At 70.2% G+C, this 12186-nt stretch carries 7 protein-coding genes; 4 read left to right on the forward strand and 3 right to left on the reverse strand.

The genetic code is table 11. The annotated features are described in order from the left end of the window. Positions 1-4: 4 nt before the first annotated feature. The 3 genes from B0I29_RS08765 to mfd are packed head-to-tail and all read right to left on the reverse strand — an operon-like array spanning position 5 to position 5354. A complete protein-coding gene (locus tag B0I29_RS08765; RefSeq protein ID WP_111648380.1) occupies positions 5-964 on the reverse strand; it encodes a nucleoside triphosphate pyrophosphohydrolase in 960 nt (319 codons plus the stop codon). Next, a complete protein-coding gene (locus tag B0I29_RS08770; RefSeq protein ID WP_111648381.1) occupies positions 961-1695 on the reverse strand; it encodes a hypothetical protein in 735 nt (244 codons plus the stop codon). Before B0I29_RS08770 ends, B0I29_RS08765 begins: the two co-directional genes overlap by 4 nt. A 38-nt stretch (positions 1696-1733) precedes the next feature. Continuing rightward, the gene (mfd, locus tag B0I29_RS08775; protein ID WP_111648382.1) at positions 1734-5354 is read right to left on the reverse strand and encodes a transcription-repair coupling factor; all 3621 of its coding nucleotides are present in this window, start codon (positions 5352-5354) and stop codon (positions 1734-1736) included. A gap of 207 nt (positions 5355-5561) precedes the next feature. Here mfd and B0I29_RS08780 point away from each other — a divergent pair, with 207 nt between their 5' ends. The 4 genes from B0I29_RS08780 to B0I29_RS08795 are packed head-to-tail and all read left to right on the forward strand — an operon-like array spanning position 5562 to position 12142. Beyond that, a complete protein-coding gene (locus B0I29_RS08780) occupies positions 5562-7376 on the forward strand; it encodes a hydrogenase maturation protein (protein WP_111648383.1) in 1815 nt (604 codons plus the stop codon). Positions 7377-7379: 3 nt separating this feature from the next. Beyond that, a complete protein-coding gene (locus tag B0I29_RS08785) occupies positions 7380-9176 on the forward strand; it encodes a glycosyltransferase family 2 protein (RefSeq protein WP_245972351.1) in 1797 nt (598 codons plus the stop codon). Then, positions 9173-11122, forward strand: a complete 1950-nt coding sequence (gene glxA / locus B0I29_RS08790; RefSeq protein ID WP_111648384.1) for a radical copper oxidase GlxA — start codon at positions 9173-9175, stop codon at positions 11120-11122. The genes B0I29_RS08785 and glxA overlap by 4 nt, the downstream gene beginning before the upstream one ends. 3 nt (positions 11123-11125) lie before the next feature. Beyond that, the gene (locus B0I29_RS08795; protein ID WP_111648385.1) at positions 11126-12142 is read left to right on the forward strand and encodes a glycoside hydrolase family 6 protein; all 1017 of its coding nucleotides are present in this window, start codon (positions 11126-11128) and stop codon (positions 12140-12142) included. Positions 12143-12186: the final 44 nt, after the last annotated feature.

Raw genomic sequence — 12186 nt, forward strand, 5'->3', positions numbered from 1 at the left:
AAAACTACTCGGACGGACCGACATTTTCCGCCGCACGCACCGCGTCGGCGTATTCCAAAGCGGCCCTGCGCAGCTCGGCCTCCGGATCGAGACCTGCGGCACGCGCGTCGGCCACGACCTTCAAGAGCGAAGAACCAAGATCAAGAGCCTCGGGCAAGGGTACGGACAACGAGCCCCGCTCCACCCGATGCAGGATCTTGGCCGCCAGTGCGAGAGCGGGCTGACTGAGCGCGATCCCGTCCAGGACCGACTCCCGCTCCTTCTCCGCCTGCTTGATCCGCTCCCAGTTGGCGGTGATCTCCTCGATGTCCTGCACCTGCTCGCCGGCGAACACGTGCGGGTTGCGCCGGACCATCTTCTCGACCAGCCCACCGGCCACGTCGTCGATGCTCCAGCCGTGCCCATCCGGCTGCTCCTCGGCGAGCCGCGCGTGCAGCACCACCTGGAGCAGCACGTCACCGAGCTCCTCACGCAACGCTTCCGGGTCGTCCGACACGATCGCGTCGTACGCCTCGTAGCTCTCCTCCAGCAGGTAGGGCGCGAGCGTCTGATGCGTCTGCGCCCGTTTCCACGGGTCACCGCCGGGTGAGACGAGCCGGTCCATCACGGTGACCGCGTCGAGCAGCCGGGCGCCGGGCGGATCCCACGAGCCGTAGATCAGCTCCAGCTCGGCGAGCCCCGGCTCGCGGGCCAGCCGCAGACCGAGCTGCCGGGCGAACGTCTGGTCACCGGTCGGCCCGGCGAGCCAGACCGCGCCCGGACCGTCCCCGATGGCATCGAGCAGACCCTGCGCGTCGGTGTCCAGCACCGTCACCTCGACCCCCGCCACCCGCAGCGCCGCGGCCTGCTCACTCTCCGCGTGAGCAAAGACCGGGTACGCGCGAACCGCATCCCAGGCCTCGGCGGTGAGCAGCCCCGCGGGCAGCCGTGGCGACGTGACGAGAAGGAGGATCCTGCTGGTCAAGCGACGTCCACCACCAGCGGCTTGGCGTCCGGGTCACCGAACGGCACGCTGACGATCGGGAACGACCGCCCGCTGGCCTGATCGGTGTAGGAGTAGATGCCCAGCACCACGTCCTCGTACCGCGGGCTGATCTCCACGTCCAGCTCGCCGACCAGCGACTCCACCTCGTCGCGCAGCGTGAACGCGCCCTGGAGCTCCTTCTTGTCGGCGGCCTGCAGGCTCTTCTTGAACCCGGCGAAGTCCAGGTTGATCGCCTGGTTGTCGGCGAACTGCTGGTACACGCCGCGCAGGTCCTCGTCGCTGGGCTCGGCGGCGGCGGCGGAGACGCTCTGCAGCAGGTTCTGCCGCAGGACCAGGTTCTGCGTGTAGATCCGGGTCAGCTCGGCCGAGTCGGGCAGGCCGATCTGCTCGGCCACCTCGGCGTACGGCATGGTGGCCGGCAGGGTGACCTTCTGCTGTTTCGCGACCCGGTCGTAGAGCTCGTTGGTGAGCAGCAGGCCGACGATGTCGACGCGGGCGATCGGCATCCGCGCGGCCTGGCCGGCCGCGGCGCTGGTCACCAGCTCACTGGTCTCGTCCCAGATCTGCTGGACATGGTGCTCGGTGATGTGACCGCTCTGCCCGATGTAGACGGCGACGGCCGGCTGGGACCGGCAGCCGGAGAGCCCGCCGACGGCGAGAGAAGCGGCAACGACGACGGAGACGAGTGAGCGGGCACGCATCATGGTCATGACTGTCTCATGGTCAATGTGATCTAGGTCGCCCGCCCTCAGCGTGTCGCGCCGGCCGGAGCCGGAACATCGCCGAGGACGTCCTTGAGCAGCTGGGCGCACCACTCGAGCAGGGCCTGGTCGCGCAGCGGCTCGCCGCCCACCCGGCGGGTGCTCGGCCGGGGCACGCTGACCTGGTCGTTCACCGTCTTGTAGACCGAGTCCGGGTGGTACCGCTTGAGCCGCATCTGCTTCGAGTCCGGCAGCGGCAGCGGCGAGAACCGGATGTGCTTGCCCTGCATCGTCACGTCGGTCAGACCGTACGCCCGGGCCACCTGGCGGAACCGGGCCACCGCGATCAGGTTGGCGACCTGGGCCGGCGGCTCGCCGTACCGGTCGGTCATCTCGGCGACGACCTCGGTGAGGCGGGCGTCGTCGCGCGCCTCGGCCAGCTTGCGGTACATCTCCAGGCGCAGGCGCTCGACAGCGATGTACTCGGTGGGCAGGTGCGCGTCGATCGGCAGGTCGATCTTGACCTCGGGCTCCTCCTCCGGCCGCTCGCCCTTGAACTGGGCGACCGCCTCGCCGACCATCCGGACGTACAGGTCGAAGCCGACGCCCTCGATGTGGCCGGACTGCTCGCCGCCGAGCAGGTTGCCGGCGCCGCGGATCTCCAGGTCCTTCATCGCGACGTACATGCCGGCGCCGAGCTCGGTGTGCTGGGCGATGGTGGCGAGCCGCTCGTGCGCGTGCTCGGTGAGCGGTTTCTCCCGGGGGTAGAGGAAGTACGCGTACGCCCGCTCGCGCCCACGGCCGACCCGGCCGCGGATCTGGTGCAGCTGGGCCAGGCCGAGCAGGTCGGCGCGCTCGACGATCAGCGTGTTCGCGTTCGGGATGTCGATGCCGGACTCGACGATCGTGGTGCAGACCAGGACGTCGAACTCCTTCTCCCAGAAGCCGACCATCACCTTTTCCAGCTGCTCCTCGCTCATCTGGCCGTGCGCCACCGCGACCCGGGCCTCGGGGACCAGCTCACGCAGCTTGCGGGCCGCCCGATCGATCGACTCGACCCGGTTGTGCAGGTAGAAGACCTGACCGTCGCGGAGCAGCTCGCGGTGGATGGAGGCGGCCACCTGCTTGTCGTCCTGGGCGCCGACGTAGGTGAGCACCGGGTGCCGCTCCTCCGGCGGGGTGGCGATCGTCGACATCTCCCGGATGCCGGTGATCGCCATCTCCAGGGTCCGCGGGATCGGGGTGGCCGACATGGTCAGCACGTCCACCGAGGCCCGCAGCGCCTTGAGCTGTTCCTTGTGCTCGACGCCGAACCGCTGCTCCTCGTCCACGATGATCAGGCCGAGGTTCTTGAACCGGGTCGACTTGGCGAGCAGCCGGTGCGTGCCGATCACGATGTCGGCGGTGCCCTCGGCGGCGAGCTCCAGGGTCAGCGCCGCCTCTTTCGGCGTCTGGAACCGGGACAGCTGCTTGATCTGCACCGGGAACTGGCTCATCCGCTCGGTGAACGTGTTGAAGTGCTGCTGGGCGAGCAGCGTGGTCGGCACCAGCACGGCCACCTGCTTGCCGTCCTGCACCGCCTTGAACGCCGCGCGTACCGCGATCTCGGTCTTGCCGTAACCGACGTCGCCGCAGATCAGCCGGTCCATCGGGACCTGCAGTTCCATGTCGTGCTTGACCTCGATGATCGCGGCCATCTGGTCGGGGGTCTCGGTGTACGGGAAGGCGTCCTCCAGCTCCTGCTGCCACGGGGTGTCCGGGCCGAACGAGTGGCCCTGGGACGCCTGCCTGGCGGCGTATAGCTGGATCAGCTGGGCGGCGATCTCCTTGACCGCCTTCTTCGCACGGGCCTTGCTCTTCTGCCAGTCGGAGCCGCCCATCTTGTGCAGGCTGGGCGACTCGCCGCCGACGTACCGGGAGAGCTGGTCGAGCTGGTCGGTCGGCACGTAGAGGCGGTCGCCGGGCTGGCCGCGCTTGGAGGCGGCGTACTCGATGACCAGGTATTCCCGGTCGGCGCCGTTGACCGTGCGCTGCACCAGCTCGATGTAGCGCCCGATGCCGTGCTGCTCGTGCACCACGAAGTCGCCGGTCTTGAGCTCCAGGGGGTCGATCGTGTTGCGCCGCCGGGCCGGCATCTTGCGCATGTCCTTCGTGGACGCGCCGCGGCCGCCGGAGATGTCGTTACCGGTGATCACCGCGAGCCGGGACGCCTCGTCGACGAAACCGTGGTTGAGCCCGCCGCAGGTGACCAGCAGCTGGCCGTCCTCGATCGGTGTCGCGATCGAGTCGACCGGCGTCACGCCGAGGCCGGCGTCGCGGAGCAGCTCGGTGGCCCGCTGCGCGGTCCCCTTGCCCTCGAAGACCAGCGCGATCGCCCAGCCGGCCCGGGCCCACTCGGCCAGGTCACCGGCCAGTTTCGCGGTGTCGCCGTGATAGAGCGGTACCGGCTGCGCCGCGAGGGCGATCGCGTCACCGGCGTCCGGCGAGACCTCCACCGCCTCGGACGAGTCCTCCCACGGCAAGGACTCCGCCGCGGCCTCGGAGGAGACCAGGCCGAACGGCGACAGCGTCCACCAGGGCTGTTTCAAAGTCGCGGCGTGCGCCCGGATCTCGGCGAGCGTGCGGAAGGCCACCGCGCCCACGTCGATCGGTGCCTGGCCGCCGACGGCGGCCGCGGCCCAGGACGCTTCGAGAAACTCATCCGAGGTACGCGTGAGGTCGTGCGCCCGGGTCCGGATCCGCTCCGGGTCGCAGAGCAGCACGTGGGTGCCGGCCGGCATGCAGTCGATCAGCAGCTCCATGCTGTCGGTGCCGTGCAGCAGCGCCGGCGCCAGCGACTCCATGCCCTCGACCGGGATGCCCTCGGCCAGCTTGTCCAGGATCTCGGCGAGCTCGGGGTGCTCGGCCGCCAGCTCGGCCGCTTTCGCCCGGACGTCCGGAGTCAGCAGCAGCTCGCGGCAGGGCGGCGCCCAGAGCCGCTCCACCTTGTCGATGGTCCGCTGGTCAGCGACCGCGAAGGTGCGGATCTCCTCGACGTCGTCGCCCCAGAACTCGACCCGGGACGGGTGCTCGTCGGTGGGCGGGAAGACGTCCAGGATGCCGCCGCGAACAGCGAACTCACCACGCTTGGTGACCAGGTCGACCCGCGCGTACGCCATGTCGGACAGCCGGCGGGCCACGTCCTCCAGCTCGGCGCCGCGGCCGGTCACCAGCTCCACCGGCTCCAGGTCGCCGAGGCCCTTGAGCTGCGGCTGGAGCAGTGACCGGACCGGCGCCACGATGACCTGCAGCGGGTGCTCATCGGGGTGGGCGAGCCGGCGCAGCACGGCGAGTCGCTTGCCGACCGTGTCCGAGCGGGGTGAGAGCCGTTCGTGCGGCAGCGTCTCCCACGACGGGTAGACCGCGATCCGGTCGGCGTCGATCAGGCAGCCGAGCGCGTCGGCCAGGTCGTCGGCCTCCCGCGAGGTCGCGGTGACGGCGAGCACCGGGCGCTGCGCGCCGCCGGCCTCGGACGCGCCGGCCACTGTCGCCACCACGAACGGGCGAAGCGACGCCGGAGCGGTCAGATCCAGCGAGTCGGAGTCGACGAAACCCTTGCGCGCCAGGTCCCGGGCACGGGCCAGGCCACGGTCACGCAGGGCGGCAGGAATCAGACCGGCGAGCTGCATTGCGAGATCCCCCTGAGGGCACGACGAACGACCCCGAACGCCTGAAGGGGCGGGGGGTAACGCCTTCAGCTTAGTCCGACCCGCTGACACTTCCGGGACCGTGCGCCTTATCGCACAGCATGTCCGACTTGGGCGGCGAGGTGTCCGCGAGAGTCCCCACTGCTTTCGTGCCGATTGGCGGTGCCACTGCAAGGGGGAGAGGGCAACGTGCGGATTCTGCTGCTCGTGTCAGCGTTCAACGGCTTGAGCCAGCGGGTCTGGTGTGCCCTGCGTGAGGCGGGACACGAGGTCGGAGTGCTGCTGGCGACCAGCGACCGCGACGTCGTCGACGGGGTGACGGCCGTCAACCCGGACCTGGTCCTCTGCCCGTACCTCAAGGAACGGATCCCGGACCAGGTCTGGCAGCGGTGGCGGACCGTCGTGCTGCACCCGGGACCGGTCGGCGACCGCGGTCCGTCCTCACTCGACTGGGCGATCAGCGAGAGCGCGCCGTCCTGGGGTGTGACCGCCATCCAGGCCGTCGAGGAGCTGGACGGCGGGCCGATCTGGGCCACCCGGACGTTCCCGATGCCGGCCGCGGCGCCGCGCAAGTCGGCCCTTTACGCCGGCCCGGTCTCGGACGCCGCCATGGAGTGCGTCTTCGAGGTGGTGGCGAAAGCCGGCGACCCCAGCTTCGTCCCGGCGTCGGCGGAGGACACTCCGGCCCAGGCGCCCGGCGCGCGTCCCCGGCCGCCGATGCGGCAGGCCGACCGCGTCTTCGAGTGGTCGGAGCCGTCCGAGACGATCCTGCGGCGGATCCGGGCCAGCGACGGCTCCCCCGGGGTGCGGGCCATGATCGGCGGGCTCGATGCGTACGTCTACGACGCGCACCCGGGCATGACCCGTGGCGCCCGTCCCGGCCGGATCCTCAAGCGCCGCCAGGGCGCCGTGCTCGTGGCGACCGGCGACGGCAGCCTCTGGATCGGTCACCTGCGCCCGGCCGAGGACGGCGGGATCAAGCTGCCCGCCACGACCGCGCTCGGCGCCCGGTTGCACGGTGTGCCGCACTCGCAGGCCGGCCCGGCCGACGACCCGGAGACCCCGTACGCGTACCGCCAGGTCCGTTACCGGCGTACCGGCGCGGTCGGCTGGCTGAACTTCGACTTCTACAACGGTGCGATGGCGCCCGGGCACTCGCGGCGGCTGCTGGCCGGCCTGCGGCACGCGGTCGCGCAGGACACCCGTGCGCTGGTGTTGCGGGGCGGCACCGAGGCGTTCAGCAACGGCATCCACCTCAACGTGATCGAGGGATCGTCGGATCCGTCCGGCGCCGCGTGGGCGGCCATCCGGGCGATCAACGAGGTGTGCCGGGAGATCATCACGTGCACCCGCCAGGTGGTGGTGGCCGCGTACGCGGGCAGTGCCGGCGCCGGCGGGGTGATGCTCGGCCTGGGCGCGGACATCATCGCGGCCCGGGACGGGATCGTGCTCAACCCGTACTACGACATGGGTCTTTTCGGCTCCGAGCTGCACACCTTCTCGCTGCCGAGGCGGGTCGGCGCGGATGCCGCCCAGCGACTGATCGACGACCGCCTCCCGGTGAGCACCGCCGAAGCCGCCCGGATCGGGCTCGTCGACGAGGTCGGTCCGCGCCACCCTGAGGCGTACGCGGGCTGGCTCGCTGCCCTGGCCGAGAAGCACGGTGACGTGCGCGCCTCGCGCAAGCGACGCGCAGCGAAAGCGAGGCGGCTCGCCGCCGAACGGATCCCCCTGGATGTGTACGAGACCCGCGAGCTCGCCGAGATGAGCCGGGACATCTACACCGACCGTTCCGGATTCGCCGCGGCCCGCCACGCGTTCGTCCGCAAGCTCCAGCCGGAGGCGACGCCGAGGCATCTGCTCTTCGCGGCGAACGCCGGCGCCGTCACCGGCGGACCGGCCGTGAACAGCGGTCCGGTGACAGCCGGCCGGCAGCGGAACAATTCAGGCCCGGCCGTCGAACGACGTCCCGCCCTGCGCCCTTCGGTCCCGGTGTCGGCCTGACGGATGAGTTTGCTGCACACCCCGGATTCCGGGGCGAACAGTCCTGCCCACACCAAGAACAGCGTTCCCGCTCAGCGGCCGCCCACCGGCCGCGCGGTCATGCCGGACGACGAGCTCGGCAGCACCCTGCTGTTCAACGCGCAGTACGAGTACAGCGCGTACAGCGTCCTCGCCGGGCCGGCCGACCCGGAACCGCCGGACGACTACCGGGTCCAGATGCGCCGGATGGCTCGCCGCCGTCCGATCCGGACAGTCCTGATCACGCTGTTCGCGTTCGCTTTCGAGAGCACGTTCTTCGGATGGCTGCTCACCTCGATCGAGCTGCCCGACCAGCGGCTGCAGACGATGCTGTACGCCGCGACCCTGTTCATGATCGGCGCGACCGCGACGATCGAGCTGTTCCGTCTGGTCAACGTGGTGGCGCTCTGTTTCGCAACGCTCTGGGCCCGTGATCCGGCCCCGGTCGTGCCGGACACCGCCACCCGGGTCGCGTTCCTCACCACGATCGTGCCCGGCAAGGAGCCGATCGCGATGGTGGAGAAGACCCTGCGTGCGGCCCGGAAGATCCGGTACGGCGGCACGTTCGACGTGTGGCTGCTCGACGAGGGCGACGACCCGGTGGTCAAGCTCATGTGCAAGCGGCTGGGTGTGCGGCACTTCTCCCGGCGCGGGCGCGACGACTACAACACCCGCACCGGCGCGTTCAAGGCGAAGACCAAGCACGGCAACTACAACGCCTGGCTGGACGCGAACGGCGACGAGTACGACGTCTTCGTCTCGGTCGACCCGGACCACGTGCCGCAGCCGAACTTCTGCGAGCGGCTGCTCGGGTACTTCCGCGACCCGGACGTGGCGTTCGTTGTCGGACCGCAGATCTACGGCAACTACGACAACCTGGTGACCCGCTGGGCCGAGTCGCAGCAGTACCTGTTCCACTCGCTGCTGCAGCGGGCCGGCAACCGGCGCGGGATCGCCATGCTGGTCGGCACGAACAACGCGGTCCGGATCAAAGCATTGCAATCGATCGGCGGTCTCCAGGACTCGATCACCGAGGACATGGCGACCAGCCTGCGGATTCACGCGACCCGCAACCCGGCGAGCGGCAAACGCTGGCGCTCGGTCTACACCCCGGACGTGCTGGCCGTCGGCGAGGGACCGTCGTCCTGGACCGATTACTTCACCCAGCAGCACCGCTGGGCACAGGGCACCGACGAGGTGGCGGTACGCCGTTTCGCCCGGATCGTCTGGCACCTCGGACCCGCTCGGGCGCTGCACTACACGCTGCTGATGTCGTATTACCCGCTGACCGCGGCGGCCTGGTTGCTCGGCGCGCTGAACGCGGCCTGCTTCCTGCTGCTCGGCGCCAAGGGCGTGCAGGTGCCGCAGTCGGTCTGGCTGATGCTCTATGTGGACGCTGCGCTCTTCCAGGTCGGGCTCTACCTGTTCAACCGGCGGCACAACGTGAGCCCGCACGAAGGCTCCGGCTCATCCGGCCTCGCCGGGATGCTGGCGTCCACGTTGTGCACACCGGTGTACGTCTCGTCGTTCATCAGCGCGGTGCTGCGCCGGCGTTCCGGGTTCGTGGTCACGCCGAAAGGCGACTCGGCCAGCCCGGACCGGCTCGCCACGTTCGGGCCGGGCCTGCGCTGGGCCGGTCTCTACACCGCGCTGCTGGTCGTCGCGCCGTTCCTCGACAACGTCGACCCGGCCATGTACGCGTGGCCCGCCCTCAACCTCGTCATCTGCCTGGCACCCACCCTCATCTGGTTGATCAACCGTGCAAAGGAGCCGCCCGCATGAAGCCCCGCTCGCGTCCCACCCTCGTTCGCCGTCTGGTGAGCGGTCTGGCCACGCTGGTGGTGCTGGCAGTCGTCGTGGTGGCCAACCGGCCGATGGTCGCGGCCGGCTCCGAGGCGCTGCACACGTACCAGATCAACCGTCAGGCGTACAAAGAGAAGTTCGGGCATTGGGCTCGGCTCTCGGTGCCGCACGGGTTCCGGGTCAACGCCATCCACGCCGCGCTGCTGCACACCGGCAAGGTGCTGATCGTCGCGGGCAGCGGCAACAACCGGGACGCGTTCGAGGAGGAGTCGTTCCGGACAGTGATCTACGACCCGGCCTCCGAGAAGTTCACCGAGGTGGAGACGCCGACCGACGTCTTCTGCGCCGGTCACACGTTCCTGCCGAACGGCAATCTGCTGATCGCCGGCGGTACGAAGTCGTACGAGGTGCTCGAAGCCGACGTCGAGCACCCGGCCGGCGTCATGAAGATCAAGAACGAGTCCCCGGACGGCGGGCCCCGCGAGTTCGCGAAGGGAACGCCGCTGGTCTCGGCCACCGGGTACGTCTACCGGACCCGTACCGATGTGACAGTTCCGGCCGCGAAGAAGATGACGCACGGTGGCACCACGATGGTCCACGCCGGTGAGGCCGAGGTCTGGGTGGACGCCGTGATCAAGGGTGACCGCGCGATCGTCCGCGAGCCGGCCCAGTACACCCTCCAGGGGCTGTCCGGCACCGACGCCCGCAACCTGTACGGCGTCGCCGACAAGATCACCCGGGAGAAGCAGGAGTACGGCGGCGACAAGACGTCGTACGAGTTCGACCCGGTCCAGGAGAAGTACGTCCGCACCGGGGACATGAGCGACCATCGCTGGTACCCGACCCTGGTCGGGCTCACCGGCGGCGACATCCTCGCCGTCTCCGGCCTGGACGAGTTCGGCCGGATCCTGCCCGGCCGCAACGAGCGGTACCTGCCGCGGGAGAAGCGCTGGGTGGCCGCGCCCGAGTTGAAGCGGTACTTCCCCACCTATCCGGGCCTGCACCTGATGGCCGACGGGAAGGTCTTCTACTCCGGTTCCAACTCCGGGTACGGCTCGGACACCGAGGGCCGCACGCCGGGGATCTGGGACGTGAAGCGCAACAGGTTCCGTGAGGTGCCCGGCCTGCGTGACCCGCGGATGACCGAGACAAGCTCGTCGGTGATGCTGCCGCCGGCACAGGACCAGAAGGTGATGCTGCTCGGCGGGGGTGGAATCGGCGAGTCGGAGGAGTCCACGGGGCGTACCGCGATCGTTGATCTGGATGTGAAGTCGCCCGCGTACCTGCCCGGCCCGGACCTGCCGCGGCCCGCCCGGTACCTGTCCACGGTCGTGCTGCCCGACGACACCGTGCTCACCACCGGCGGATCCTCCGGCTATCGGGGCGGGAAGTACCGGGGGCGTGAGCGCAGCGACCTGTTCAACTCGCAGATCTACCGGCCGGCCGACAACGCGTTCGTCACGACTGCCGAATCCACAGTGGGCCGCAATTACCACTCCGAGGCGATCCTGCTGCCGGACGGCCGGGTGATCACCATGGGTGGCGACCCGCTCTACGACCGGACCGGCAAGAACGCCGGAACGTTCGAGCAGCGCATCGAGGTGTTCAGCCCGCCGTACCTCTTCGGCGGCAAACGACCGGTCGTGACCGGCGGCCCGGCGGAGCTCACCCGCGGCGGAAAGGCCCGGTTCAGCACGCCGGACACCGCCCGGATCGCCACGGCCCGGCTGCTCAAGCCGAGCTCGGTCACCCACGTGACCGATACCGATCAGCGGTCCGTCGCGCTCCCCCTGAAGCGCTCGGCCGCCGCCGTGGAGGTGACCGTTCCGGAAAAGGCCGGTTTGGTGCCCTCTGGGTGGTACATGCTGTTCCTCGTGGACGACAAGGGTGTGCCGTCGGTGGCTCGCTGGGTGCGGGTGCGCTGATTCATGCCCCGGCACCTCAAGGTGACCGGTCGTCGCCGCCGTGCCGCGATGATCGCCGCTCTGGCGCTGGTGGCGACCGGGGTCCTGCTCAAGGACCGTGAACCGGCGCCGGCGGTCCGGGTACCGGAGGCGGCGACCATCGGCACCCCGCCGCTCTACGTCGACCCGCAGGGCGCCGCCGCCACCTACGTCCACCGGCTGGAACGAGCCGGCCGGCGGGCCGACGCGGCGATCATCCGGCGGATCGCGGACCGGCCGGCCGCCACCTGGTTCACCGACTCGGCGCCGGGATATGCCGACCGGGCCCGGCGGCTCGTCGTCGCCGCGACCCAGGCCGGCCGGACGCCGGTGCTCGCCCTCTACTACATCCCGCAGCGGGACTGCTCGAATCACTCCCGGGGTGGCGCGAGCAGCGCTGACGCGTACAAAAGATGGGTCTCGGCCTTGACCCTCGCGATGCGCAACACGCGCGCGCTGGTGATCCTCGAACCGGACGCGGTCGCCCACACGGTTCGCGGCTGCCTCAAAGGGAAGGCTGCTCAGCAGCGTCTCGCGCTGCTGAGCTGGGCGGTCGCGACGCTGCGCACCCAGCCCGGCGTGCGCGTCTACCTCGACGCCGGCAACCCCGGATGGGTCCCGGCCGCGCGCATCGCTCCCGCTCTGCGCAGCGCCGGCGCGATGCGCGCGCACGGACTCGCGCTCAACGTCGCCAACTTCCAGACCACAACCGACAATCTCGGGTACGGGAATGAGCTCTCCCGTCTGCTCGGCGGCCGGCACTTCGTGGTCGACACGAGCCGCAACGGCGCCGGACCGCTGAAACGGGGCAGCGCCGAACGACGCTGGTGCAATCCGCCCGGCCGCCGGTTGGGCGCCGCTCCGACGATGAACACCGGGCACCCGCTCGTTGACGCGTACCTCTGGGTGAAACGGCCTGGAGAGTCGGACGGCGCCTGTGGCGCCGGAGCCCCGCGCGCAGGTCAGTGGTACCCGGCGTATGCCTTCGCACTTGCCAGGTGATGGCACGAGCCCGAACCACGCATGAGACTCTTGACTCAATCCGC

This window comes from Actinoplanes lutulentus, assembly GCF_003259845.1.
Taxonomy (GTDB): domain Bacteria; phylum Actinomycetota; class Actinomycetes; order Mycobacteriales; family Micromonosporaceae; genus Actinoplanes; species Actinoplanes lutulentus.